At 65.6% G+C, this 25,460-nt stretch carries 28 protein-coding genes; 6 read left to right on the top strand and 22 right to left on the bottom strand.

Annotated elements, in window-relative coordinates; genetic code table 11:
- Window positions 1–20 precede the first annotated feature (20 nt).
- The 8 genes from tolQ to ACQR1Y_RS31660 form a co-directional block, all read right to left on the bottom strand.
- Window positions 21–695: a protein TolQ gene (gene tolQ / locus ACQR1Y_RS31625; protein WP_050886856.1), complete on the bottom strand. Its 675-nt coding sequence runs from the start codon at window positions 693–695 to the stop codon at window positions 21–23.
- A 484-nt stretch (window positions 696–1,179) separates the two neighbouring features.
- On the bottom strand, window positions 1,180–1,668 hold the full coding sequence (locus tag ACQR1Y_RS31630) for a DUF2852 domain-containing protein (RefSeq protein ID WP_434879929.1): 489 nt from the start codon (window positions 1,666–1,668) through the stop codon (window positions 1,180–1,182).
- A gap of 130 nt (window positions 1,669–1,798) precedes the next feature.
- Window positions 1,799–2,533, bottom strand: a complete 735-nt coding sequence (locus ACQR1Y_RS31635; protein WP_434856199.1) for a TetR/AcrR family transcriptional regulator — start codon at window positions 2,531–2,533, stop codon at window positions 1,799–1,801.
- A 314-nt stretch (window positions 2,534–2,847) separates the two neighbouring features.
- Complete coding sequence (locus tag ACQR1Y_RS31640; RefSeq protein WP_434856200.1) at window positions 2,848–3,216, bottom strand: hypothetical protein; 369 nt, start codon at window positions 3,214–3,216, stop codon at window positions 2,848–2,850.
- Between the two features lie 29 nt (window positions 3,217–3,245).
- Complete coding sequence (locus ACQR1Y_RS31645; protein WP_434856201.1) at window positions 3,246–3,662, bottom strand: YciI family protein; 417 nt, start codon at window positions 3,660–3,662, stop codon at window positions 3,246–3,248.
- Window positions 3,663–3,694: 32 nt separating this feature from the next.
- The gene (locus ACQR1Y_RS31650; RefSeq protein WP_434879930.1) at window positions 3,695–4,108 is read right to left on the bottom strand and encodes a YciI family protein; all 414 of its coding nucleotides are present in this window, start codon (window positions 4,106–4,108) and stop codon (window positions 3,695–3,697) included.
- Between the two features lie 108 nt (window positions 4,109–4,216).
- Window positions 4,217–4,873, bottom strand: a complete 657-nt coding sequence (locus tag ACQR1Y_RS31655; RefSeq protein ID WP_434879931.1) for a glutathione S-transferase family protein — start codon at window positions 4,871–4,873, stop codon at window positions 4,217–4,219.
- A gap of 276 nt (window positions 4,874–5,149) precedes the next feature.
- Window positions 5,150–5,701, bottom strand: coding sequence for a dihydrofolate reductase family protein (locus tag ACQR1Y_RS31660; protein WP_434879932.1), 552 nt, complete (start codon window positions 5,699–5,701; stop codon window positions 5,150–5,152).
- 106 nt (window positions 5,702–5,807) lie between these two features.
- On the opposite strand from ACQR1Y_RS31660, the gene ACQR1Y_RS31665 reads away from it, so the two are divergent.
- A complete protein-coding gene (locus tag ACQR1Y_RS31665) occupies window positions 5,808–6,323 on the top strand; it encodes a winged helix-turn-helix transcriptional regulator (RefSeq protein ID WP_434879933.1) in 516 nt (171 codons plus the stop codon).
- Between the two features lie 206 nt (window positions 6,324–6,529).
- Here the strand turns inward: ACQR1Y_RS31665 and ACQR1Y_RS31670 are convergent, their stop codons facing one another.
- Window positions 6,530–7,765: a hypothetical protein gene (locus tag ACQR1Y_RS31670; RefSeq protein ID WP_434879934.1), complete on the bottom strand. Its 1,236-nt coding sequence runs from the start codon at window positions 7,763–7,765 to the stop codon at window positions 6,530–6,532.
- 945 nt (window positions 7,766–8,710) lie between these two features.
- Here ACQR1Y_RS31670 and ACQR1Y_RS31675 point away from each other — a divergent pair.
- Window positions 8,711–9,511: an SDR family NAD(P)-dependent oxidoreductase gene (locus ACQR1Y_RS31675; RefSeq protein ID WP_434879935.1), complete on the top strand. Its 801-nt coding sequence runs from the start codon at window positions 8,711–8,713 to the stop codon at window positions 9,509–9,511.
- 21 nt (window positions 9,512–9,532) lie between these two features.
- On the top strand, window positions 9,533–9,979 hold the full coding sequence (locus ACQR1Y_RS31680; protein ID WP_434856206.1) for a hypothetical protein: 447 nt from the start codon (window positions 9,533–9,535) through the stop codon (window positions 9,977–9,979).
- Between the two features lie 106 nt (window positions 9,980–10,085).
- On the opposite strand, the gene ACQR1Y_RS31685 is transcribed toward ACQR1Y_RS31680, so the two are convergent.
- The 5 genes from ACQR1Y_RS31685 to ACQR1Y_RS31705 form a co-directional block, all read right to left on the bottom strand.
- Window positions 10,086–10,505, bottom strand: a complete 420-nt coding sequence (locus ACQR1Y_RS31685) for a VOC family protein (protein WP_434879936.1) — start codon at window positions 10,503–10,505, stop codon at window positions 10,086–10,088.
- Window positions 10,506–10,529: 24 nt separating this feature from the next.
- Entirely contained in the window at window positions 10,530–10,898 is a 369-nt protein-coding gene (locus tag ACQR1Y_RS31690) for a DoxX family protein (RefSeq protein WP_434856557.1), read from the bottom strand.
- Between the two features lie 138 nt (window positions 10,899–11,036).
- Window positions 11,037–12,308, bottom strand: a complete 1,272-nt coding sequence (locus ACQR1Y_RS31695; protein WP_434856208.1) for an RNA polymerase sigma factor — start codon at window positions 12,306–12,308, stop codon at window positions 11,037–11,039.
- Complete coding sequence (locus tag ACQR1Y_RS31700; RefSeq protein WP_431336946.1) at window positions 12,305–12,673, bottom strand: YciI family protein; 369 nt, start codon at window positions 12,671–12,673, stop codon at window positions 12,305–12,307. Before ACQR1Y_RS31700 ends, ACQR1Y_RS31695 begins: the two co-directional genes overlap by 4 nt.
- A gap of 99 nt (window positions 12,674–12,772) precedes the next feature.
- On the bottom strand, window positions 12,773–13,060 hold the full coding sequence (locus tag ACQR1Y_RS31705; protein ID WP_434879937.1) for a hypothetical protein: 288 nt from the start codon (window positions 13,058–13,060) through the stop codon (window positions 12,773–12,775).
- An 89-nt stretch (window positions 13,061–13,149) separates the two neighbouring features.
- Here ACQR1Y_RS31705 and ACQR1Y_RS31710 point away from each other — a divergent pair, with 89 nt between their 5' ends.
- The gene (locus tag ACQR1Y_RS31710) at window positions 13,150–14,115 is read left to right on the top strand and encodes a 2-hydroxyacid dehydrogenase (RefSeq protein WP_434879938.1); all 966 of its coding nucleotides are present in this window, start codon (window positions 13,150–13,152) and stop codon (window positions 14,113–14,115) included.
- Window positions 14,116–14,119: 4 nt separating this feature from the next.
- Here the strand turns inward: ACQR1Y_RS31710 and ACQR1Y_RS31715 are convergent, their stop codons facing one another.
- Window positions 14,120–14,791: a TetR/AcrR family transcriptional regulator gene (locus ACQR1Y_RS31715; RefSeq protein ID WP_434879939.1), complete on the bottom strand. Its 672-nt coding sequence runs from the start codon at window positions 14,789–14,791 to the stop codon at window positions 14,120–14,122.
- A 92-nt stretch (window positions 14,792–14,883) separates the two neighbouring features.
- On the opposite strand from ACQR1Y_RS31715, the gene ACQR1Y_RS31720 reads away from it, so the two are divergent.
- Window positions 14,884–15,528, top strand: coding sequence for a glutathione binding-like protein (locus ACQR1Y_RS31720; RefSeq protein ID WP_434879940.1), 645 nt, complete (start codon window positions 14,884–14,886; stop codon window positions 15,526–15,528).
- Between the two features lie 87 nt (window positions 15,529–15,615).
- Window positions 15,616–20,367, top strand: a complete 4,752-nt coding sequence (locus tag ACQR1Y_RS31725; RefSeq protein WP_434879960.1) for a DUF3320 domain-containing protein — start codon at window positions 15,616–15,618, stop codon at window positions 20,365–20,367.
- Window positions 20,368–20,371: 4 nt separating this feature from the next.
- Here ACQR1Y_RS31725 and ybgC read toward each other — a convergent pair whose 3' ends face one another.
- The 7 genes from ybgC to ACQR1Y_RS31760 all read right to left on the bottom strand — a co-directional run bounded on the left by ybgC (window position 20,372) and on the right by ACQR1Y_RS31760 (window position 25,358).
- On the bottom strand, window positions 20,372–20,821 hold the full coding sequence (gene ybgC, locus ACQR1Y_RS31730; protein WP_434879941.1) for a tol-pal system-associated acyl-CoA thioesterase: 450 nt from the start codon (window positions 20,819–20,821) through the stop codon (window positions 20,372–20,374).
- Window positions 20,822–20,881: 60 nt separating this feature from the next.
- Window positions 20,882–21,802: a metallophosphoesterase gene (locus tag ACQR1Y_RS31735; RefSeq protein ID WP_434879942.1), complete on the bottom strand. Its 921-nt coding sequence runs from the start codon at window positions 21,800–21,802 to the stop codon at window positions 20,882–20,884.
- Window positions 21,803–21,886: 84 nt separating this feature from the next.
- Entirely contained in the window at window positions 21,887–22,933 is a 1,047-nt protein-coding gene (gene ruvB, locus ACQR1Y_RS31740; RefSeq protein ID WP_434879943.1) for a Holliday junction branch migration DNA helicase RuvB, read from the bottom strand.
- Window positions 22,930–23,349, bottom strand: a complete 420-nt coding sequence (locus ACQR1Y_RS31745) for a cytidine deaminase (RefSeq protein ID WP_434856215.1) — start codon at window positions 23,347–23,349, stop codon at window positions 22,930–22,932. Before ACQR1Y_RS31745 ends, ruvB begins: the two co-directional genes overlap by 4 nt.
- Window positions 23,350–23,395: 46 nt before the next feature.
- Window positions 23,396–24,013, bottom strand: coding sequence for a Holliday junction branch migration protein RuvA (ruvA, locus tag ACQR1Y_RS31750; protein WP_008961684.1), 618 nt, complete (start codon window positions 24,011–24,013; stop codon window positions 23,396–23,398).
- A complete protein-coding gene (ruvC, locus tag ACQR1Y_RS31755; RefSeq protein WP_009026703.1) occupies window positions 24,010–24,537 on the bottom strand; it encodes a crossover junction endodeoxyribonuclease RuvC in 528 nt (175 codons plus the stop codon). Before ruvC ends, ruvA begins: the two co-directional genes overlap by 4 nt.
- A gap of 74 nt (window positions 24,538–24,611) precedes the next feature.
- Entirely contained in the window at window positions 24,612–25,358 is a 747-nt protein-coding gene (locus ACQR1Y_RS31760) for a YebC/PmpR family DNA-binding transcriptional regulator (protein WP_434856217.1), read from the bottom strand.
- Window positions 25,359–25,460 lie beyond the last annotated feature (102 nt).

A 25,460-nucleotide genomic window follows, 5' to 3' on the forward strand; every position in this document is an offset into this window, starting at 1 on the left:
GGTCGCCATTATACCCGCCCTCATCCCCGCTCGTCGATCTGACGGGACAGGATGGCCGAAAATTCATCTGCGAAGCCCTCCAGGCGCTGGGCCTGCCGGTTCACCTCCGAGGAGAACTTGTTGTAGAAAATCGTCGCCGGAATGGCCGCGATCAGGCCGATGGCGGTGGCGAACAGCGCTTCCGCGATGCCGGGCGCGACCACCGCGAGCGAGGTGTTCTTCGAGCCTGCAATCGCCTGGAAGCTCGTCATGATGCCCCAGACGGTGCCGAACAGGCCGACGAAGGGGCCGGCGGAACCGACCGTGGCCAGCACGAGCAGCCGGCGTTCCAGCCGCTCGACCTCGCGCGCGATCGAGACGTTCATCACCTTCTCGATCCGCATCTGCAGGCCGGCGAACGACCGCGCATGGCCCTCGAAGGAGCGTTTCCACTCGCGCATCGCCGCCACGAAGCACGCCGCCATCGACTGCGTCGGCTTGGCCGACAGCACCCGATAGAGCTCCTCGATCGACTCGCCGGACCAGAACGCCTGCTCGAACCGGTCCATCGAGCGGCGCGTCCGGGAATAGAGGAACAGCTTGTCGATCGCGATCGCCCACACCCAGACCGAACAGGTGATGAGGCCGAGCATCACGCCCTTCACGACCCAATGCGCCTGCCAGAACAGCGCGATCAGGGAGAAGTCGCCTTCCATCCGCAGTATCCTCTCAACCAACAGCCCGGGACACCCGGGACCATGCATCCGCCGTTCCACGCCGGATGCCGTCGCGGCGCAAAGCGCCTACGCAACAAAGCCCTGAACTGATCGCTTTAAGAGGCCCGCCGAAGCCATAAGTGGCCTGCTTCCTCCGCCAACGTGTCAAAACAAGGGCTCGGCGCCCGTAAGCGCCCCTTAACCAAACCCCCTCCGGGGTTAAGGCGGGGTTACCGCGGAGTTTTGCGGAGGTCAAAGGCCCTGCCGGGACAGCCAGATAGAGCCTTTGTGATCAGGCCATTGTGACGTCGCGGCCGTTCTGGCCGCCCGCAGCCAGCGGCGAGGCGCCGCAGGGAAAGGTAATTAGGAACGCAAAACGCCCGCCGGCGGGGAACCGCGGGCGGGCGTCTTGTGCCGTCAGGGCGGGGGCTGAAAGCCCTGCGGCGTCAGGATCGGTCGATCAGTTCGTCGACCTGCCTCGCGATCAGCTCTGGGGCTGGTCGTTCGGCGGCGTCGGCGGCCGCTGCTTGTGCTGCGCCATGAAGGCGTCGAACTCTTCCTTGTCCTTGGCGTGACGCAGGCGGCTCAGGAAGTCGCGGAACTCCTGCTGCTCCTCCTCGAGCCGGCGCAGCGTCTCCATGCGGTACTCATCGAAGGCGCGGTTGCCGCTCGACGACGGCTGCGAGAAGCCGAAACCAAAGCCGCGGCGCTCCATCCTGTCGCGCATGCGGTCCATCTTCCACTGCATCCGTTCCATCTTGTTCGACCAGCGATCGCTACCGTTCCAGCACGCCATCTTTCTGCTCCCGAGTGTGAAAAAGAGAAGGGCAAGTCCGATCGGCCACCAGATGATGAAGCCGAGCACGGTCACCGCGATCCAGCCGGGATGCCAGGGCGACTCCATCATGTGGGGCCGGTACCTCTGCTCCTCCTCCGAACCGCGCCATCGATTGACATCTGCGGTGTAGGCCATCTCCCTCTCCATTCGCGGCGCCATGCCGTGTGAATGTAAATAACATTTACATAGCTAGCTCAACCCGTGATTTTGTCAAGGCGGCCGCCTGACGCGCCGCCCGGAATATTTTTCGTCTGGCGTTGAACCTTTACTTCGGCCGGCCCCAGGGCCCCGCTGGCGTCCCAGCCGGCTTGTCGTCGGGCAATGGCGGTGGCTCGCCGCCGGGCTTGGCGGTCGGTGCACGATCGGTGCTGAACCCGAGACCGCGCAGATAGATCAGCACCTCGGCTTCCAGCAGTTCCTCCGGCGACATCGGCAGCTTGCGCCGGGCTGCGTCGCCGCGCGCGAACAAGGACGCGATGCCATGCGCCATTGACCAGATGTGCAGTGCCATCATCATCGCCGGCGGCCGCGGCACACCAGGAGGAGCCAGCGCGGCGAGCCGCTCCGCGGCGGCGCGGATCACGCCGAACGCACGCTCGCCAGCGGCGAGCAGACCTGGGGTCGAGTCGGCCGGCACGCCGGATTCGAACATTGCCGAGTAGAACGCGGGCTCCTCGCGGGCGAAGGCGAGATAGGCCTTGCCGACACGTTCGAATGCCGTGACGGTCTCCGGCCGGCCGTCGTCCCACGCGGCCGAAAGCCGCGCCTCGAACTGCTCGAAGCCGCGCTGCGCGATGCTGGATAGAAGCTCATCACGATCGCGGAAGTGGCGGTAGGGTGCGGCCGGGCTGACACCGGCCATGCGCGCAGCATCGGCGAAGGTGAACCCGGCAGCTCCCTTCTGCGCGATCAGGTCGAGCGCCGCCTGCAGCAGCGCCTCCTTGAGGTTGCCGTGATGATAGCCGCGCTCAGCGCGGCGCTGCTCCTTGCGCCAGCTCATGTGAAGGGCTTTTACATGAGCGGGGGTGAAACACACCAGAGACTTTTGAGCGCTCGACCAGCAGCCACGGCTGCCACCCTCCCCTTGAGGGGGAGGGTCGATCGCCCGCGCAGCGGGCAAGCGGGGTGGGGTGAGCCCCGGGCGAGGTCAGCGCGGGGTCAACGGACGAGTGCACAAGGTGCCCAGCCGAACGTCGGCATCGCACACGCCGACAGTCTGTCACCCCACCCCGGCTCGCATCCGCTGCGCGGATTCGAGCCGACCCTCCCCCTTCAGGGGAGGGTGGCACCGCGGCTCGCCGCTAGGTACGGGCGCTAACCACCCGGGATCGGCAACACCGGCATGATCTCGACCCGCTCGCCGGGGAAGATCGCAAAATGCGGGTGGTTCTCGAACATCTTCGCCGCGTCCTCGTGCGAGGCCGCGCGGACCACCGTGAACGCGCCCATCTCGTTGGCGATGTCGTTGATGCCGGTCTTGTCGACCCGCTTGGTCTTGCCGAGCGGCCCGCCCATCGCGACGATCGCGTCCTTGTGCGTCTCGACCCAGCCTTGCCACGCCGTCATGCCCTGCCGTCCCCTGGCGTTGCGTTCGGCTTCCGGCAGCGCCTCCCATTCCTTCCAGGCCGGGCTCGTCCTGCTGCCGAGGAACACGGCGAGATAGGTGTTGCTGTTGTCGCTCATTGCACTTCCTCCCTGATGAATTGAATGGCTCAGGCACGGCCGGCATGCGGCAGCTCGCCGAAGCCGGCCAGCGCCTCGCGCACATCGTCGGAGAAATCGGCCATCTCCTGCACCTGGCGGATTTCGATGATCTCATTCTCAGAGGCCGGGCATTGCTTGGCCCAGGCGATCGCCTCGTCGCGCGATCCGACCTCGATCATCCAGAAGCCGCCGAGCACCTCCTTGGCCTCGGCGAAGGGACCATCGGTGACGACGGGTTTGCCGCCAGGGAACGACACCCGTGCACCCATCGACGGCGGATGCAGCCCTTCCAAGGTGATCAACACGCCGGCCTCCTTGAGCGCTTCGTTGTAGCGCATCATCGCCGCGACCCGTTCGGGATCGAGCTTCACGTCCGGCGGGGCGCTCTCATAGCCGAGCGGAATCATCAGCATCATGAATCGCATCGTGTCTGCTCCCGGTCTGATGGGCTGAGATGTCAGCTCTTCGCCGCCAGCGCATGCAGGCGATCTTCCTGCGCGCGCAGTTCAGGCGCGAGTGCCTCGCCGAAATCCTCCGCGGCATAGATGCGCCGGATCTCCACCTGGCCGCTCGGAAACGGCGCGCACTTCATGGCCTCGATCACCTGATCGAGCGAATCCGCCTTGATGATCCAGTAGCCGCCGACGAGATCGCCGCTGTTCTCGAACGGGCCGCGCGCCACGCGAGGCTCGCCGTCCGAGAAATCGATCCGCGCGCCCCGGGCGGTCGGATGCAGGCCCTCCCCCGTCTCCATCATGCCGGCTTTGATCAGTCCCTCGTTGAACCGGCCCATCTCGGCGAATTCCTCGGAGGTCGGCAGCACGCCCGCTTCCGAGTCCTGCGTTGCCTTCACGATCACCATGAACCGCATGGTCCCTCTCCCTGATCCTGCGGCAGGGCTCCCTGCTCTCCTCAGAAAGACGATCGGCAACCATGCAATCCGACACGGCTGTGCGATTATTTTCGCGGAAAAGCCCGCTCAGCCAGGCTCGCCCGGGAACATGTGGAAATAAGGCTCGGCCTCGGCGAGAACGCGCGTGACGGACGGTCGCGCCTTGAGACGCTCGAGATAGGCTGGAACCGTTTTCAGTTCGGCACCGAACGGCTCCACTTTTTGCGCGTAGAACAGCGCCGGTAGCGCGGCGCAATCCGCCAGCGTGAATGGCTCGCCCATCGCCCAGCCCGCGGACGGCAGCTCCGCCTCGAGCATCGCGTAGGACGTCTGCAGCCGCGCCCTCGCCTCGGTCACACCGAACGGATCGCGCGCATCGCTCGGCCGCAGCCGGTCGAACACCACGGCCTGCGTCGGCATGTGCAGATAGAGATCGAGAACCCGATCACGCAGGCGTGTCCGTAAGCCGAGATCGGGCTCGCCCGGAATGAAGCGCGTCGCACCTGGAAAGTGCTCATCGAGATACTCGATGATGATGCTCGACTCCGGGATCGTGCGCTGCCGCTGCTCGTCGCGCAGCACCGGAAACTTGCCGACCGGCCACAGCTTCAGAAATGCGGCACGATCGTCGACGTCACCCAGATTGATCAGCTTCGGCGTGAACGGAATGTCGTTCTCGTAAAGTGCGATCAGCACCTTCCAGCAGAACGACGAGAGAGGGTGATAGTAGAGGGTGAGAGACATGGGTCGCTCCTCAGGGCTGACGTGAAGAGAGTTAGTTCGAATCGATGCCAGCGCGACGGCGCCGGTGCGTTCCCTCTCCCCGTTCTTCACGGGGAGAGGGTTGGGGTGAGGGGCAGCCGCACGGGGAGTGTTCGTGGATGGACCTGTACCCCCTCACCCGGATTGCATCTGGCGATGCAATCCGACCTCTCCCCGCAAGCGGGGCGAGGTACACCGAGCACGCTGTACAATCGTGCGCCTCCTCACAAGCCAAAGGCGGAGCACGCGGCCGTCCGCTCACGCATCCCGCACCGGCACATAACGCACGATCACAACACCGGTCGACAGGGCGCGGCTGTCGATCAGCCGCAGCTTCATCGTATGCCCCGGCTTGAACAGCGGCGCGCCGTTGCCGAGCACGCGCGGATTGATCGCGATCCGGTATTCGTCGATCAGATCATGCGCCATCAGCGTCGCGGCGAAGTCCGCGCTGCCGAACAGGAACAGATCCTTGGCGCTGTCCTTCTTGAGCGTCTCGACCTCGGTCGCAATCTGCTGACCCAGCAGATGCGCATTCGACCAGGCCAGTTCCGACAGTTTGCGCGAGGCGACATGCTTCGGGATCGCGTTCATGAATTCGGCGATCACGCCCTGCTGCGCCGGCCAATAGCCGGCCATCAGGTCGTAGGTCACCCGCCCGAACAGCAGCCCTCCGGCCTCCTTCAGTTGAGCTTCCGAGAACTGCTCGAGCTCGGGCCCCCAGACCTCCTCATGCCAGGACAGCTCGCCGTTGGCGCCCGCGACCATGCCGTCGAGCGTCATCATGTTCCACAACACCAGCCGTGCCATGCACGCGCCTCCCTGACTGCTTTTGCTTTGCAAGCGGTTTGAGGATGCCGCTACTGGTGCAATATTGCAAGCGGTTATTCGTGACGACGGTTACGGGAATTTTTCGATGTCAGACCTTCAGCGCTCCGGCTGCCCGATCAACCTCACGCTCGAGGTTGTCGGCGACAAATGGAGTCTCCTCGTCATCCGCGACATCATGTTCGGCAACCGTCGCCATTATCGCGAGCTGCTCGGCGGATCCGAGGAAGGCATCTCCTCCAACATTCTGGCCGACCGGCTGAAGACATTGCTTGCCGCCGGCATCATCAGCCGCGTGGACGATCCGAGCCACAAGCAGAAGGGAATCTATTCTCTCACCGAGCAGGGCATCGAGCTGCTGCCGATCCTCGCGCAGATGGCCGGCTGGGGTTACAAATATCTGCCGGTCTCGGAAGAGCTCGGCATTCGCGCCAAGCTGCTGATGGAAGGCGGGCCGAAGATGTGGGCCGAGTTCATGGACGAGCTGCGCGAGATCCATCTCGGCGTGAAGAAGCGAAGGAAGCCGAGCCCGAGTGTCGGCGAGAGGCTGCAGGCGGCTTATCAGAAGGTGGTTGCCGAGAGGAAAGCTGCAGCGGGCAAGTGATCCCTGCTCGTCGATCTCCGTGTGTCCTTGCTGGCGCCACAGACACGGTCATTCCGGGGCAAGGCCGCAGGCCTTGAATCCGGAATCTCGGTCTGGTCTGGCGTTCATTTCAGCAATCTCGAGATTCCGGGTGACGGCGCGGAAGCTGCAGCTCGGCTCCCGGCAGTTGTTGAAACAGCGTCGCCCGGACGCGCGCGCCACAACCGTCAATACGCCGAATTGTCCGCTCTGTAGCGAGACGACTTGCGCGGCGCACGTTCGGGCATCGGCTCCAGTTGTGCGATCGGCCGGCGGTAGGTTTCCGCGCGGCGCAGCCAGCCGGCCTCCCAGATGCGGTTGGACGGCAGGTTGCGCACGCGCTGCTGCAGCACGACCTGCACGGCTTCGGAATATTCGGCGAGCACGGCCTTCGGCTCGATGGTGGAGCCGTTCATCTTCAGCAGCACCTGTTTCAGGCCCCAGCCCTGGCGCTGGCCCGTCTCCTTGTCGACGGCGGTCTCGGAGGGATTGGTGCCCTCGCCCTTGAAGTTGATGTAGTCGATCAGCGGATAGAGATCCTCCGAGGCGCGCACGACGCGCGCATATTGCGCGACGATGTGCTCGCGCTCGGCGCTGTCGGGCGTATTGGCCAGGATCTTGTCCATCGCGCCCTGCGCGCGCGCCACCAGGAACTGGGTCTGCTCCGCCATCGTGTCGAGCAGGAACTGTCGCAGCTGCTTCATCTGCGGCGAATTGAAATTGCGCTTGAAGTCCGCACGGCTGGTCCACGGACAGGCCGGGATCGGAGTCTTGTCCAGCCAGGCCGGCAGCGGTGTCTTGCCCTTGCGCAGGAACGCGACCAGCCCGGGGAAGCCTTCTTCATAGGGCGGCTTCGCGGTGGTTGGGTACCAGATGAAGTGCCCGATGCCCAATGAGGCAAATTCCTCGCCGGCGTTCCACGACGTGATCGCATCGCGCCGACCGCCGGCCTCGTTGAGCCAGATCTTGCGCCCGATCATCTGCGCGACATCAGCCGGCAACACGCGTTGCGGCACGGTGAGATTCTTCGCGTCCTTGGCCGTTCGCGCGCCCTTGCCGCCCTGCTTCTGAGGCTCGGCCGGGGCGACCACGACCTTCGGAGCGGGCGCCTGCGGCTCCGCCGGACGTCCGACCGTCCCGGTTTCGGCCTTCTGCGGCTCGACCTTCTGCTGCTCCGCCTTCTGAACCTCCGTCTTCGGCACCTCCGGCTTTTGGGCCTGCGGCGATGGTGACGGCGGCGCGACCGGTTCCACCGCGGGGGACTTCGTCTCCGTGCCCTCGGCGGCCAGCACACAAGCATTCGTTGCGAGCCCGAGAACGACGCAGGACAGAAGCAACGCGCGGCGCGCGCGCAGCACGCCGCGCGGCAGCGCCGTGTTCAACGAAAAGGATGTGATTCGCTGGCTGATGACGTGACCGCGCATATCGATTCTACCGAGGCTCTGAGACTTTACGCTACCAGGACAGGAGTCGTCCAAGACGGGACACGACCACGCGGCCCGACGGGCGAATCAGCCGCCGGGGAACGGCTCGCGCGCGGCGTGGAAGCCACCCTTGACCGCTTCGGCGCACGCACCGAACCATCGCGCGGAGGATCTTTTTTCGTGAAGACTTTCAAGTCGATCACCCTTGTCCAGTCCTTCCCGTTAAAAAACTCTTCTTTCTTTTTTCCAGAATTCATGCTCTTTTATACCCGTCCTGTTCCCGATCGAGAGGGACGTTTCGCGGTCGTCACGAACGTGGGGAGCGGGATGCGGTGGACGCGACGATGTTGCAGCGTGGAGCATGATTCGGAACCGGGAGACTGTTGACGCTCATTGCGCCACAGCTTTCTGACGAGATCATGCTCAGAAGTAGACACGCAGACGAACAACGCGGCGCGTACGGCGAAATCGTGTGGTCCTGGCATCCCGATGCTGATGTCGTGTCCAGTGCGTGAATGCATTGTGGCGGAAACGGGGGCAAGACAGCCGGTCCCCGGGGAGATCACGTATAAGCCGTCAGACCATCGTGCAGGGAAGGCCGGGATGTCCCAGCCAAACCTGTGGTTCCTGCCCCGTGCATTCTTGTCCGCACGGGGGCCATGGGGGCGGCGAGCTCCCGGTCTTCCCTGCGCCCTCCGGTTGGTGAGGGACGAGGATACCAGTAACACTCGGGCGCTTCGGTGCCGCGGGAACGCGAACTGCCGCGCCCATTACTACCGTTGGCTGTTTGACAACGCACGCGAACTTAGGTGCCCTGTCTGTATTCCATAAGTTGGATTTAACGCACGTGAGGGATTGTGACGGTCTTCACAGCTACCCTGCGCAGCGCGTGATAGGACTCACAACGAGCAAGAGCCGGGCCGCCGGCCGGAGGAGCCGATCGCCGTGACGGAATCACTGAGGACGACGCCGGACGACAAGGTCGCCCTGATCACAGGGGCCGCGCGCGGCATCGGGCTGGCGACCGCCAAGAGATTCCTGTTGGAGGGCTGGCGCGTCGCGCTGCTCGACATCGAGACAAAGCTGCTCGACGATGCGACCGTCGCGCTCAGATCGCCTGAACGAACGCTGGCATTGCATTGCGACGTCTCGGATGCGGCGATGGTCGCCGACGCGCTGTCGCACATTGCCAAGAGGTTCGGCAGGCTCGACGCGCTCGTGAACAATGCCGGTGTCGCGCGCTTCGCGCCGATCATGGAGACCAGCGAGACCGACTGGCAGCGCATCCTCGACGTCAACCTGACCGGCCCGTTCCTGTGCACGCGCGCGGCCGTGCCGCTGATGCGCGAGCATGGCGGCGCGATCGTCAACATCACCTCAATCTCGGCCGTGCGCGCCTCGACCTTGCGCTCCGCCTACGGCACCAGCAAGGCGGCGCTGGCGCATCTCACCAAGCAGCTCGCAGTCGAGCTCGCCTCCGCCGGCATCCGCGTCAACGCCGTGGCGCCGGGTCCCGTCGAGACGGCGATGGCCAAGGCGGTGCATACGCCGGAGATCCGCGCCGACTATCACGATGCCATTCCGCTGAACCGCTACGGCCTTGAAGAAGAGCTGGCCGAAGCCATCTTCTTCCTCTGCTCGGAGCGCTCGAGCTACATCACAGGTCAGGTGCTGGCCGTCGACGGAGGCTTCGACGCTGCCGGAATCGGGCTGCCGACGTTGCGAGGGCAGCGCAGGAACGCTTGACGAGAAACGCGTGAGGCGACGATGCCGAGCCGGGTGCGCATCATTCTGACTTTGCTGCTCGCGGTGGTCCTCTGGGGGATCGCGACCATGCTGGCGCGCGCCGATGTCCGCATCATCTCCTCGCCCGGCGGCGAAGTCGGCCCGTTCCTGGAATTGTTCGAGAAGGTGCGCGCCTCCGGCGAGCGCGTCGTGATCGACGGTCCCTGCCTGTCGGCGTGCACGCTCGTGCTCAGCATCGTGCCGGAGGAGCGCATCTGCGTCACGCGACGCGCCACGCTCGGCTTCCACGCAGCGCGCTCGGTCGACCGCCGCGGCCGCGTCTATGCCGAGCCGGAGGCTTCGCAGATCGTGCTGCGCACCTATCCTGCGCCGGTGCGCAGCTGGATCGAGCGCCGCGGCGGATTGACGTCGCGGCTCCTGGTGCTGCGCGGGCGCGAGTTGAAGGCGATGTACGCCTCCTGCCGCTGAAGCATGATCCGGAAAAGTGCGCAGCGGTTTTCCGAAAAGATCATGCGCAAACAAAGATCTAAAGCGCGATGACGATTCGTCCAGATCTCATCGCGCTTTAGCGAAGTCAGGCCTCGTAGCCGTCAGCCGGGGAGTTGATCATCCAGGGAATGCCGAAGCGATCGACGCCCATGCCGAAGCCCTTAGACCAGAACGTCTTGCCGAACGGCATGGTGACGGCGCCGCCCGCGATCAGCGCGTTGAACTTGCGCTCGGCCTCGGCCGCGTCCTTGATCTGGAGCGACACCGAGATGCCGTTCGGCTTGCCTTGATAATATTCGGGCGGCGAGTCCGAGGCCATGATGACATCGCCGGCGATCGAGAAGCGGACATGCATGATCCTGTCCTTGTGCTCCGGCGCCGACGGCATCTCCGGCGGAGCCTCGCCATAGCGCATCATCATGTCGACCTTGGCGCCGAGCACCTCGCCATAATGCTTGAGCGCCTGCTCGCAATCGCCGTTGAAGGTGAGATAGGGACAGATCATCGACATCCTCCTTGGTTGAGAAGATCAGCGCAGCGGCAGCAGCGCGCGCAGACGGCGGTCGCGCAGCCACAAGCCGCCCCACACCATCAGCCCGAGATAGAGGCCGAACAGCACGTGGCTGAACAGCGGGCTGCCGATGCGGACATGCGAGGCGATGGCCCCGCCGAGATAGCCGGTGAGCAGGATCGCGCCGAGCAGCGAGGTCGCCGGCAGCGCATAGAGCACGGTGCAGAACAGCGTGATCAGCCCGAGCGCGCGCGCCAAGCCGTCGCTGCCGCCATAGCCCATCTGATCCATCGTCTGCGTGACCGCAGCGAGCGGCACGAGCTTGATCGCGCCGTCGAACAGCAGGAACAGGATCACCAGTCCGCTCAGGATGCGGCCGCCCCACAATTCGGCGCGCGAGACCGGCTGCTCCAAGGTGATCGTCGACATTCCAAGCTCCTCCCCATCAGGCCGTTCCAAGGACGCCGGAAGCATCGCTCCGCCGACACTGAAGCAGATCATTTTCGATCCGATCTCAGTCCGATGTCATTGCCCTGCTCGGACCTGCGCGGTCGCGCTGTCGCGCATCAGCCGATCCAACTGCATGCGGATATGGGCCGCTTCCGCCGAGCTGTGCGCCAGCGCGATGGCGCGATCGAACGCGGTCCGCGCCTCGTCATTGCGCCCGAGCTGCATCAGCAATGCGCCGCGCACGCCGAAGAAATAGAAGTAATTGCCGAGCCGGGTCTCGAGCGGCGCGATCAGGTCGAGCGCGGCCTGCGCGCCGCGCACCTTGGAAACCGCCACTGCGCGATTCAGCGTGACCACCGGCGAGGGCTGCACCACTTCGAGCGCGCCGTAGAGCAGATCGATCTGGGTCCAGTCGGTGTCCTCGGGCCGCGCCGCGCGCGCATGCAGCGCCGCGATCGCCGCCTGGATCTGGTAAGGCCCGCTGCGGCGATGCCGCATCGCCTTGTCGATCAGCGCCAGGCCTTCGGCGATCAGCGGCTGATTCCACAAGCTGCGGTCCTGGTCGTCGAGCAGGATCGGCATTCCCTCCGCATCGAAGCGGGCCGCGCTGCGGGCGTGCTGCAGCAGAAGCAAGGCCGTCAGCCCCATGATCTCCGGCTCGCCCGGAAACAGCCGCAGCAGCAGCCGCGCCAGGCGGATCGCCTCCTCGGAGAGCGGCTGACGCAGCGCGGCCGTCTCGCCGCTGGCGGAATAGCCCTCGTTGAAGATGAGGTAGATCATCGCCGCGACGGCCAGCAGCCGCTCGGAACGCTCGACCGCGCCCGGCGTCTCGAACGGCACGTTCGCCTGCGCGACGCGCGCCTTGGCGCGGGTGATGCGCTGCTCCATGGCAGCCTCGCTGACCAGGAAGGCGCGGGCGATCTGCTTCACCGTCAGGCCGGACACCACGCGCAGCGCCAGTGCGATCTGTTGCGTCGCCGGCAGCTCCTTGTGGCAGCAGATGAACAGCAGGCGGAGAATGTCGTCGCGATAATGCGAGCCGTCGAGCCGATCGGCGATCGCGCTCTCGGCGTCGCCGAGATCAGAGATCGCTTCGTCCTCCGGCAGCGGCTGTTCGCGCCTGGTGCGCCTGACGTCATCGATTCCCGCATTTCGGCCGACCATGATCAGCCACGCCGCGGGATCGCGCGGCGGTCCGTTCTGCGGCCAGCTCTTCAGCGCGCGCAGGCAGGCGTTCTGAAACGCCTCCTCCGCGGTATCGAGATCGCGAAAATAGCGCAGGAGCGCGCCGACGGCCTGGGGGCGTGCTGATGTCAGGGTCGCATCGATCCAGGCCGCGTCGCTCATGCCAGCGCTCCGCCCGGCCTGAACGTGCCGACGGGACGGATCTCATAGGAGCCGCCGGGATTGGCCTCGCCGAGCTCGCGCGCAACCTCCAGCGCCTCGTCGAGATTGGCACAGTCGACGAGATAGAAGCCGAGCAGCTGCTCCTTGGTCTCCGCGTAGGGACCATCGAGCACCAGCGGCGGATCTTCCTTGCGCAGCGTGGTCGCCGCCGTGGTCGGCAGCAGCCGGGCCACCGGCCCGAGCCTCCCCTGCTTCGCGAGCTTTTCCTGGATCACTGCCAGCTTGGCCATGACGGCGGCATCCTGGTCCTTACTCCAGGCGCAGACGACATCCTCGTCGTGATAGCAAAGCAGCGCGTACAGCATCGGCGACCCTCTCCCTTCGTTTATCAAGACGGGGGAGTATGCCCGCAGCCGACAGGCCGGCGAAGAATTTTCACCGGTTCCGGCGATCGGAACGACCGCCTACCAGGAGATGCCGTACTTGCCCGCGATGTTGCGCGCACGCGTCTCCGCGGCGCTTTCGCGCGGCTGTTTGGCGCGCACGGCGCGACGCTGCGACGGTCCCTGGCCCGCAGCGCCCTGGCTGTTGGCGGCCTGCGACATCCCGCCCTGGCCTTGGCCGGCCTGCGGCTGGCCGCCCTTGCCGATCGAAATGCCATTGGACGACAGGATCGACCCGACGTCGACGGTCTGGGCCTGGGACGCGGTGGCGGTCACCAGAAAAGCGGCGGCGAGAAGCAGTTTGCGCATGGGGATGTCTCCTTGATGATGGCCGGAGATTGGCGACCGCGCGCGATCTGGTATGTGGAACAGATCACTCACGCTTCGAGGACGATCCGATGACCAAAGGCGCGCTGGCGCTCCTGATCCATGGCGGCACCGATAACTGGTCGCCGCAGCGCTGGAAGGCGCGCTTCAACGATGTCTGCGCCGACCGTCCGGTGGTGCTGCTGCCCGATGCCGGGCTCGATCCGGCTGACGTGCACTACGCGGCGGTGTGGAAACCGGTCCCCGGCGAGCTCGCCGGCTTTCCGAACCTGCGCGTGATCTTCAATCTCGGCGCCGGCGTCGATGCGCTGATGGCCGACAAGACCCTGCCGAGCGTGCCGCTGGTGCGCGTCGCCGTTGACGACCTCACGCAGCGGATGACCGAATGGGTCGTGCTGCATGTTCTGATGCACCATCGCCAGGAGCTCTATCTGCGCGAGTCGCAGCGGGTGAAGCGCTGGGCGCCGAAATATCAATGGCCCGCGGCGGCGATCAACGTCGGCGTTCTCGGATTGGGCACGCTGGGGATCGACGCGGCCGAGGTGCTCAAGCGGATCGGCTTCCAGGTCGCCGGCTGGAGCCGCAGCGACAAGCAGGTGGATGGCATCGAGACCTTCCACGGTGCAGCGCAGCTCGGCGCGTTCCTGGCCCGGACCGACATTTTGGTGTCGCTGCTGCCGTTGACGCCGGACACGCGCGGCATTCTCGATCGCAAGATGTTCGCTGGTCTGCGGCGCTCCTCGCCGCTCGGCGCGCCCATCATGATCAATGCCGGCCGCGGCGGCCTGCAGAACGAGGCCGACATTCTGGCTTGCCTCGATGACGGCACGCTGGGGGCGGTGTCGCTCGACGTGTTCGGCCAGGAGCCGCTGCCGACGGACAGCCCGTTCTGGACCCATCCGAAGGTGGTGCTGACGCCGCACAACGCCGCCGACACCGATGCCGACGCGATCTCGCGCTATGTTGGCGAACAGATCGCGACGTTCGAGGCCGGCGGCACGCTGCGCAATCTGGTCGACCGCGTCAGGGGGTATTGAGACGTTACTTGCCGCCCAGCATCACATCGATCGCGCCGGCGACGATCGCTTCCAGCTTCTCACGCGGCTCCCGCGCCCGGGCGCGGACCGCAATCGAGTGGATCGTCGCCGACGCCATTTGCGACAGCACCATGGGGTCGGCCTGCTCCGGCAGCTCGCCCTTCTCCTTGGCGCGGCGAAAGCAATGCGCAAACGCCTTGTCGAGCTCGGTCAGCGCGTTCTGCACCATCGCGCGGATGTCCGGGTCGGCCACCGCCTCGGAGCCGGCCGTCATCACCGTGAAGCAGCCGCGCGGCCCTTCTTCTCCGGAGAGATAGATGTCGAGCGCGGTGGCGAAGATCTGCTCTAGCTGACGGCGCACCGGCCAGTCGTGGCGGAAGATGTCGCCCATCAGCGCGCGGGCATTGTCGCGGTAGCGCTGATAGCTCTTGATGTAGAGCTCACGCTTGTCGCCGAACGCGCCGTAAAGGCTCGGCCGGTTCATGCCGGTGGCGGCGCTGAGATCGTCGAGCGAAGTCGCGGCAAACCCGGTCGTCCGGAACAGATCGAGCGCCTTGCCGAGCGCGACCTCCGGCTCATAGGCCCGCGGCCGTCCGCGCCGCTTCGGCTCGGCCAGCGCCGCGGGTTTTTCGGCCGGTGGGTCGCCCTGCGGCGGCCCTTTCTTTTTTTGTACCATTTCGCACTAAATTCCTTGACCCGCCATATATTATGCGAGACAGTATAAAAATCAATCAACGCTCCGGGTCGGAGCCTCCAGGGAGAACGTCCATGGATCTCTATTTCTCACCGCTCGCCTGCTCGCTCGCCACCCGCATCGCGCTTTACGAGGCCGGCGCGGCCGCGACCTATCTCGAGGTCGACCCGAAGACGAAGATCGTCCTCAAAGACGGCTCGGATTTCCGCACCGTGAACCCGCTCGGCCTCGTCCCGACAATGCGCACCGATGACGGCGACTTGCTCACCGAGAATGCGGCCATCCTTCAGTACGTCGCGGACCGCTTCCCCGACGCGAAGCTCGGCACGAGCCCCGGCATGGACCGCAGCCGGCTGCATCAATGGCTCTGCTTCATCGGCACCGAGTTGCACAAGGGACTCTTCATCCCGATCCTCGACAGGACCGCGCCCGAGGAGATGAAGGTCCATGTCCTGAAGAAGAACCTGACGCGGCTCGACCATCTCGACAACCATCTGCGCGATCGCGCGTTCCTGCTCGACCATTTCACCGTCGCCGACGCCTATCTCGTCACCGTGATCAACTGGACGATGGCCACACCGCCGATCGAGCTGGCCAAATGGCCCGCCGTGAAAGCCTACTACGAGCGCCTGCGTGCGCGGCCGTCGATTGCACGCGCGATCGCCGAGGAGTTCGAGCTCTACAAGGCGGAACTCGCGCGACACAAGGCGGCTGCCTAGCCGCGATGCTTGACCGCGGTCATGCCGAGTTGCAATCCTCGAATCGCAGGAGGATTGCACGTGGCAGGCCCATCCGTACGAGAACGATTGTTGGCGGACCGGCGCGCGCTGCTCGATCTGGGCACGCGCAACCGGCTCGTGCACATCCCGCTGAAGACCAAGACCACCCGCACGATCGACATCGTCGGCGCACGCTCTGCTGTACTGTTCGAGTTGCTCGGCGAGGGCAAGCGCTTCACATTCCTGCCGACGAAGGCGGAGATGCCTGCAGACAAGGTGGAACGGCCTGCCGAAACGCCGGACACCGCTCCGGCTCTCCCGCTGCCCCCACCCAGCACGCCGCCCGCAACCACAGGCCAGACCGACAACGTTTCGGAGACACAGCCTCGGCCAGCCGACACGCGCCTGCAGACCCGCCTGTCGTCCGAGGCCTTGCAGAAGCGTCTCCTCGACATCTGGTACGACGCGCGCACGCTGGAAGAGGAACAGGGCGTCAATATCCTCTATCTCGCGTTCGGACTGCTGAAATGGTTCGAGGACGACAAGTCCGACACCGAGCGCTTCGCGCCGCTCGTCCTTCTTCCCGTCCGACTCGAACGCAGCAGCGCGGCTGATCGGTTTCATCTGGTCTCGCGCGCCGAGCCACCCTCGCCGAATCTGTCCCTGCAGGCCAAGCTCGACGCCGAGTTCGGATTGAAGCTCGCGGATTTCGGCGACGAGGACGATGTCGACATCGCGGGATATCTGGCCGGCGTCGCCGAGACGGTCGCGAACAAGAAGAGATGGGAGGTGAAGACGGACGCAGTCGTCCTCGGTTTCTTCTCCTTCTCCAAGTTCCTGATGTATCGCGACCTCGATCCGGAGAACTGGCCGTCAGACGGCGCACTGGACCGCCATCCGCTGATCACGGCGCTGCTGCAGAACGGCTTCGAAGCGTCTGCGCCGATCGTTGCCGAGAACGGCAAGATCGATCCCGTGATCCAGCCGATCGCGATGAACCACGTCGTCGATGCGGATTCGTCGCAGGCCGTGGTGATCGAGGAAGTCGTCCGCGGCCGCGATCTCGTCGTCAAGGGACCGCCAGGCACCGGCAAGTCGCAGACCATCACCAACATCATCGCCTCGGCTGCGGCCGAGGGGAAGACGGTGCTGTTCGTAGCCGAGAAGATGGCGGCGCTCGACGTCGTGCATCGGCGGCTGAAAGCCGTGGGGCTCGGGTCCCTCGCACTCGAACTGCACTCCAACAAGGCGAACAAACGAATCCTGCTCGAGGAGCTGAAGCGCAGCAAATCAGCATCAGCTCAAGCGCCGCGTGCCGAGGCAACCTTGGTGCAGCGCCTGACCGACAGTCGCGACAGTCTCAACAGCCACGCCGACATGATGCACCAGCCGCATCAGCCGAGCGAGCTCACGCCGTTCCGGTTGCTGGGCCATCTCGTACGCTGCGGCGAGACCTCGACACAGCCTGCGCTTCCATTGCAAGGCGCGCCGTCCTGGACACCGCTGAACCTGGAGCGGCGACGCGAGCTGATCGCAGAGCTCGCCGAGCGGATTGCAGCCGATGGGGGACCCCATCTGCACCCGTGGCGCGGTGTGGGCCGTGACGCCCTCGACCCGGCCGAGATGGCGCAGCTGCGGAAATCGCTGGACGACGTCGCAAGCGTTCTCGGCCAAGTGACGGCAGGTGCCGCGCGCGTGAGTACACCGCTCGACGAGCCGCCACCGGTCACGTTCGCTGACGCCGCGGGACTGCTGGCCTTCGCCGAAGCCACAGCCGCGATGCCGGAATGCGACAAGACTGCCTTCTGCGATCCGATCTGGAGCAGGCCGCAGGAAGTTACCGATATCGTCGACAAGGGACTCCGCTACGCCAAGCTGAAAGCTGCGTTCGAATCCGCCTTCGTCGAGTCGGCCTGGGAGTCCTCGATGGTGGATTGCCGCAAGGTGATCGCGGAGAAAGGCGGTTCCTGGCTGCGCTTTCTCAGCGCCCGCTATCGCGGACAGATGGCGCTGCTGGATTCGTACCTGAAGGTGCCGATGCCAAAGTCGCTCGATCAGCGGCTTCTGCTGATCGACGGCCTCATCGCAGCCCAAGCCGCGCGCAAATCCTTCGCGGAGGTGGAGAGTGCCGGCCGCGCGGCCTTTGGAACCGCGTGGCAGAAAGAGCAGTCGGACTGGGATGCCCTCGCAAAACTGACGGCCTGGTGGATCGCCTTTCCGAAAGCATTTGCGACCGAAGGCATGCGTCAGCGCCTGACGCATCTCACGCTGTCCTCTGACGACAGGCAAGCGATCGATCAATTCAGGAGCGATCTCGCGAGCCTGGGCTCTGGCCTTCGGCACCTGACCGCATTCCTGCAGTTGGAGCCCGAGCGAATCCCGCTCGACGCAGTCGATCAGCTGCGGTTCGGCGAGCTGTCGCAGACGGTGGCCGAGTGGCAGAACTCCACCGAGCGCCTGACCCGCTGGATCGCGTTCATGGAGCGGATCCGACTCGCCCGTGCGGACGGTCTCGCGGCGCTGGTCGATCGCGCGCTGGATGGCTCGCTGCCGGGCGACGCCCTGGAACAGACCTTCGACAATTCCTATTACGACGCGATGCGCAGCGTGATCTTCGCCCAGCATCCGCAGCTGAAGCGCTTTGACGGCGAGTCGCATGACCGGCTGGTCGACGGCTTCCGCAAGCTCGACGTCGAGCGCATGCAGCTGGCCCGCGATCAGATCGCTTATGAGCACGCTGCGGCGCTGCCACGCAACGCCGGCGGCATCGGCCCGCTCGGCGTGCTCAATGGCGAGCTCGCCAAGAAGCGCAATCATTTGCCCATCCGCCAGTTGCTTGAGCGTGCCGGTCCGGTCGTTCAGCAGATCAAGCCGATCTTTTTGATGAGCCCGCTGTCGGTGGCCCAGTTCCTCAAGCCGGGCACGATCGCATTCGATCTCCTGGTCGTCGACGAGGCCTCGCAGATCGAGCCGGTCGACGCGCTCGGCGCGGTCGCGCGCTGCCGGCAGATGGTCGTGGTCGGCGACGAGCGGCAATTGCCGCCAACGCGCTTCTTCGCGAAGTTGACCGGGAACGAAGACGAGGATGCCGACGAGGAGGATCAGCCGACCTTCCAGGTGAAGGACGCCGAGAGCATCCTCGACCTCTGCCTCGCCAAGGGCTTGTCGCAACGCATGCTGAACTGGCACTACCGCAGCAAGCACCAGTCGCTGATCGCGGTATCGAACAAGCAGTTCTATGACAACCGGCTGTTCATCGTGCCGAGCCCCTATGACGCCGTGGCGGGCATGGGGCTGAAGTTCAACTACAACCCCGATGCGCATTACGAGCGCGGCAGCAGCAGGACCAATCCCCACGAGGCGCGACTCGTGGCCGAGGCCGTCATGCGCCACGCGCGTGAGACTCCGGAGCAAAGCCTGGGAGTCGCGACCTTCTCGGTGGCGCAGCGCCAGGCCATTCAGGACCAGCTCGAAATCCTGCGCAAGGAGAGCCCCGACACCGAGGAGTTCTTCTCTCGCGGATCGAGCGAACCGTTCTTCGTCAAGAATCTCGAGAACATCCAGGGCGACGAGCGCGACGTCATCTTCATTTCGATCGGCTACGGCCGGACGAAGGAAGGCTTCGTCTCGATGAGCTTCGGCCCGCTGAACTCGGACGGCGGCGAACGCCGCCTCAATGTGCTGATCTCCCGCGCCAAGCTGCGGTGCGAGGTGTTCTCCTCGATCACCGGCGACGACATCGACCTGTCGCGCGCCAAGGGCCACGGCATCGCGGCGCTGAAGACGTTCCTGACCTTCGCGCAGACCGGCCAACTCGGGATCGCGCAGGAGACCGGCCGCGATCCCGACTCGGTGTTCGAGGAGCAGGTCGCGGCCAGGCTGCGGGCGCTCGGCCATGATGTGAAGACGCAGATCGGCACCGCCGGCTTCTTCGTCGATCTCGCGATCGTCGATCCTGAGAAGCCTGGCCGCTTCCTGCTCGGCATCGAATGCGACGGCGCGCAATATCACGCCTCGCGCTCGGCGCGGGATCGCGATCGCCTGCGGCAGAACGTGCTGGAAGCACATGGCTGGGTACTGCATCGGATCTGGTCGACGGACTGGTTTCTCCGTCCGAAGGAGGAGACCGAGAAGGTGCTGCGCGCCATCGATGCCGCCAAGGCGCACTGGCAGGAGATCGACGAAGGCGCCACCGAGGAGCAACCCGAGCCGCCGGCGCAGCCAACCGAGCCATCGCCGGAGCCGTCCGAGGCCCGGCACCCAGAGATTATCGCACAGGCGCCGGCAGCTGTGGCCTACGAGGAGGCGAAGCTGCGGGTGCGGCGCGAGACCGAGCCGCACGAGACGTCGCTGGCCACCATGACGAAGCACGTCGTCGAGATCGTCGCCGTCGAGGGGCCGGTGCATGAATCGGAAATCATCGTCCGGATCCGATCGTCCTGGGGCCTCGCCCGCGCCGGCAACCGCATTCGCGACGCGGTGAAGGCGGCGCTGAACGCGGCGGTCGCGAACGGACAGATCGCGGGCGGTCCGTTCTATCATGTGCCCGGTCAGCCGATCGTCGTACGCAACCGCGAGGACGTGCAGTCGACGACTTTGCGGAAGCCCGAGATGCTGCCGCCGGAGGAGATCAAGGCGGCCATCCTGCAGGTCGTCGAGCAGAACTTTGGCGCCGAGGAGGACCAGCTGATCCAGGCGGTGGCCCGCCTGTTCGGGTTCGGAGCAACCAGCGCCCAGTTGCGCGAGGCGGTGCAGGGCAGCCTCGAGGATCTTCTCGAGGCGGGGCGTCTGCGGCGCGAGGGACCGCTGCTCACCAAGCCGGAAGCCTCGCCGGCGTGATCCGCTAAGCGAGGTCCGCCTTCATCAGGTCGCGCAGCGCCTTCGGGATCGGCTGCGCCCTGCCGCCGCTGATGAAGGCGACGCGGACGTCGGCCTTGACGAGCACCTCCTCAGCCCGCCGCACCTCCTGCGCCAGCGTGATCGACGCGCCCTTGACCGCGATCGGCCATGTCACGACATCGAGCACATCGTCCATCCGCGCCGGGCGCAGGAAGTCCAAAGTCATCGAACGCACGACGAAGGCGAAGCCCGGGACTTCGCTGGCGGCCTCCGCAAAGAGGGCATGCTGCTCCGCGCCCATCAGCCGCAGGTGATTGGTGCGGCCGCGCTCCATGAAGCGGAGGTAATTGGCGTGGTAGACGATGCCTGAAAAATCGGTGTCCTCGTAGTAGACGCGCACCTGCATGTGGTGGCGGCCGTCGCGGATCTCGCCGTCGAGATGGGGTTGGGTCACTGGAAATCCTCGATCGCCGGAAATGCGATCGTTTCGCGCAAGTGAGCCGCGAGCGCAAGCTCAAGAGGTCACCTCCATCGGTTCCCCGCCGACGGTGACCTGCACGATCTCAGGCGGCATCCCGATCCGCACGGGCATCAGGCTGCAGCCGAGACCACCGGAGACGATCACGTCGCACTGCGTGCGGATGTGGCCATAAGCAAGGTCGACTCCGTTGCGGGCCGGCACGGCGGGCGACCAGCCGAGCACGCGCACCTGGCCACCATGCGTATGACCGGACAGTTGCAGCGAGACCCGCGACGGGACGCGCAATGCGACGTCAGGCTCATGCGCCAGCAAGATGACCGGCGCACCGTCCGTGACCTTGCGTAGCGTGCCAGCAAGATCATCAATGCCGATCCGCGGCACCGGGCGAAACCGCCGCGCGGCCATGTAGGCGAGTTGATCGCCGAGGCCGGCCAGCCAAAAGGCATGGCCATCCTTGGTGAGTCGGACGACCTCGTTCTCGTAGACCGGAATGCCGGCGGCCTCGAGCGCTCTCTGGGCGTATGGCTTGCCATGCCCGTCGCGCTGCACCGCCTTGTCGTCCCAGTAGTCGTGGTTGCCGAGAATGGCATGGACGCCGAGCGGCGCCTTGAGGCCGCCGAGCACCGGCGCCCACGCCGCGGCGTCGATGCGGCCGAGGTGATGACGATGACCCGCCACGTAGTCGCCGAGCAGGACGATCAGGTCCGGTTTCAGCGCATTGGTTCGCTGGACGATGCCATCGATATGCATCAGCGACATCCAGGGATCGCAGGCATGGATGTCCGCGATCGCGGCAATCTTCAGCTTCAAGCCGGCCGGCCAATTGCGCGGGCGGATGTGATAGTCGGTGACACCGAGGCGGAGCGGCTCGACGCCGACGCCATATGTGGCGGTGGAAAAACCGGCGGCAGCAAGACCGCCCGAGAACGACAGGAAGCGACGGCGCGACAGCATGGATGAACTCCTCGCAGCGGCTCCCTTCTCGATGGTCATTGCAACCGATTTCGGGTGCGTCTGTGCAGATTGTCAGCAGATTCGTTAATCATCGTCATTCCCGAACAGACCGATCTGGCTCTGATCACGGTTCGCGGGCTCGGCCATGCCGAGGTGCTTGAAGGCATGCGAGGTCAGCAGCCGGCCGCGCGGGGTGCGCTGCAGATAGCCGCATTGGATGAGATAGGGCTCGATGATGTCCTCGATGGCGTCGCGCGGCTCGGAGAGCGCCGCCGCCATGGTCTCGACGCCGACCGGCCCGCCGCCGTAGTTCAGCGCGATGGTCGAAAGATAGCGCCGGTCCATCGCGTCGAGCCCGGCGGCGTCCACCTCCAGCGCGCTCAGCGCGTGATCGGCAATCGCGCGATCGATGGCGCTGGCATTGGCGGCCGAGGCGAAGTCGCGCACGCGCCGCAGCAGTCTTCCGGCGATGCGCGGGGTGCCGCGGGCGCGGCGGGCGATCTCGTTGGCGCCATCAGGCGTCATGCCGACGCCGAGCACGCGGGCGCCGCGGGTGACGATGCCTTCCAGTTCTTCCACCGTGTAGAAGTTCAGCCGGATCGGAATGCCGAAACGGTCGCGCAGCGGATTGGTGAGCAGACCCGCGCGCGTCGTCGCGCCCACCAGCGTGAACTTCGAAAGATCGATCTTCACCGACCGCGCCGCCGGGCCCTCGCCGATGATGAGATCGAGCTGGAAGTCCTCCATCGCCGGATAGAGCACCTCCTCGACCGCCGGGCTGAGGCGATGGATCTCGTCGATGAACAACACGTCGCGCTCTTCGAGATTGGTGAGCAGCGCGGCGAGATCACCGGCCTTGGCGATCACGGGGCCGGATGTCGCGCGAAATCCGACGCCGAGCTCGCGCGCCACGATCTGCGCCAACGTCGTCTTGCCGAGCCCGGGCGGGCCGACGAACAGCACGTGGTCGAGCGCTTCGCCGCGCTTGCGCGCCGCTTCGATGAAGATCGATAGATTGGCGCGCGCCTGCTGCTGGCCGACGAACTCCGACAGCTGCTGCGGCCGCAGCGCGGTGTCGCCGACATCGTCGGAGCGCCGCTCCGGGCTCACCATGCGCGCAGGCGGCTTCATTCGTTGCCGCGCCGGTATTTGTTCGGCAGCAGCTCGCCGATGGTCACCGTCGCAGGCCCCTTGCCGTTGGACGGCACGATCACGCGCGCCTTGGCATCATAGTCGTGGATCAGCTCGCGGCAGGTGCCGCAGGGCGAGACCACCGCGACCTCGCCGGGCTCGCCGGGCTTGGGATGACGCACCGCGACGATGGTCTCGATGCCATGGTCGCCGAACTCGGTGATGGCGCGGCCGATGGCGATGGCTTCGGCGCAGACGGCATTGCGGCCGAGATAGGCGTCGATGTTGACGCCGGTGATGATACGGCCGTCGCGGGTGCGCATCGCCGCGCCGACCTCCTGCCAATCGTTGCGGTAGCGGCTCTTTACCGCCGACTTCGCAGCCTCGATCAGCTCCTTGTCCTTCTTGCTCACCATGGTCGAGATGATTGTCCTTCTGCGCGCCCGTCACAGCGGCGCGCGGCTATTTCGCCAGCTCCTTGAGGCCGAGGCGGATGAGTTGCGCGGTCTCGGCCTTGTCGCCGGCGGCACGCGAGGCTGCGGCGATCGCGGCGGCGGCCTGCGGCTGGCCATAGCCGAGATTGATGAGCGCGGAGATCGCATCCGCGATCGGCTGCGGCGCGCGGGACTCCTCGATCGCGCCGGACAGCCTGACCACGCCGGGATCGACATCGGCGAACGCCGGCGCCTTGTCCTTCAGCTCGGTCACGATGCGCTCGGCGACCTTCGGGCCAACGCCCGGCGTGCGCGCCACCGCGGCCTTGTCGCGCAGCGCGATCGCGTTGGCGAGATCGGCGGGCGGCAAAGTGCCGAGAACGGCAAGAGCGACCTTGGCGCCGACGCCCTGCACGGTCTGCAAAAGACGAAACCATTCCCGTTCGACATCCGAGCGAAAACCGAACAGCTTGATCTGGTCCTCGCGCACATAGGTCTCGATCGACAATGTGGCGGCTTCGCCGGGGGACGGCAAGGCCTGCAACGTGCGCGCCGAGCAGTGCACCTGATAGCCCACGCCGCCGACATCGAGGATCACGAAATCCTCGGCGTATGAGTCGATCAGGCCCTTGAGCTTGCCGATCATAGGCCGGCCACCTTCATGCGCAGCGCCTGACCCTGGCGGTGATGGGCGTGGGTGATGGCAATGGCCAGCGCATCGGCCGCGTCGGCCGAGGGCGGCTCGGCCTTGGGCAGCAGGATCTTCAGCATGACCGCGATCTGGCCCTTGTCGGCGTGACCCGCTCCAACAACGGTCTTCTTGACCTGATTGGGGGCGTATTCGGCGACCGAAATTCCGAACATCGCCGGCGCCAGCATGGCGATGCCGCGGGCCTGGCCGAGCTTCAGGGTCGCGACGCCGTCCTTGTTGACGAAAGTCTGCTCGACGGCGGCTTCCAGCGGCTGGAAATCCGCGAGTACCTTCGCCAGCCCCTCGTGGATCGCCAGCAGCCGGTTCGCCAGCGGCAGGTCGTCGGGCGGCTCGACCGAGCCGCAGCCGACATAAATCAGCCGGTTGCCCTCGCTCTCGATCACGCCCCAGCCGGTGCGGCGGAGACCGGGATCGATCCCGATGATGCGGATGGCTGCGCGAATCGGCTGGGCTTTCATGGGTTAGAGATAGCCTCGCGCCGCCCTGGTGGAAACATAAACGGAACGGCCGGAGCGTCGTGGTTAACCGTCCGTCAACCGCCCATCTTCGCCATCAGCGCGTCGGAGATCTCGAAATTGGCATAGACGTTCTGGACGTCGTCGTGCTCGTTCAAGAGGTCCATCAGCTTCACCAGCTTCTCGCCGGTCTCGTCGTCGACCGCCACCGTGTTCTGCGGCTTCCAGGTCAGCGCCGCCTTGCGCGGCTCGCCGAACTTGGCCTCGAGGTTCTTGGCGACCTCGTGGAAACTGTCCGGCGAGGCATAGACCTCGTGGCCGCCTTCGCCCGAGATGACGTCGTCGGCGCCGGCCTCGATCGCGGCGTCCAGCACGGCGTCGTCGGAGGCGACGCTGCGCTCGAACTCGATGATGCCGACGCGGTCGAACATGAACGAGACCGAGCCGGTTTCGCCGAGATTGCCGCCGGATTTGGTGAAGAAGGAGCGGATGTCGGAGGCGGCGCGGTTGCGATTGTCGGTCAGCGCTTCGACGATCACGGCGACGCCGCCCGGGCCGTAGCCCTCGTAGCGGATCTCGGCATAGTTCTCGCCCTCGCCGCCGAGCGCCTTCTTGATGGCGCGCTCGATATTGTCCTTCGGCATGTTCTCGGCGCGGGCGGCGACCACGGCGGCGCGCAGGCGCGGGTTCATCGCCGGGTCCGGCGTGCCCAGCTTGGCGGCGACGGTGATTTCGCGCGCCAGCTTGCCGAACAGCTTGGACTTCATCGCATCCTGCCGGCCCTTGCGATGCATGATGTTCTTGAATTGGGAATGGCCGGCCATGCGAGATCTCTTGCAATCGTCTGGAGGTCAGTGGGGAAGCGCGGCCTTATAGGCCGGGAATCGTCAAAATCAAAGATTTGGGGTGGTTTCAAGGGGGGTGAG

The organism is Bradyrhizobium sp. HKCCYLRH3099, assembly GCF_051167855.1.
Classification (GTDB): domain Bacteria; phylum Pseudomonadota; class Alphaproteobacteria; order Rhizobiales; family Xanthobacteraceae; genus Bradyrhizobium.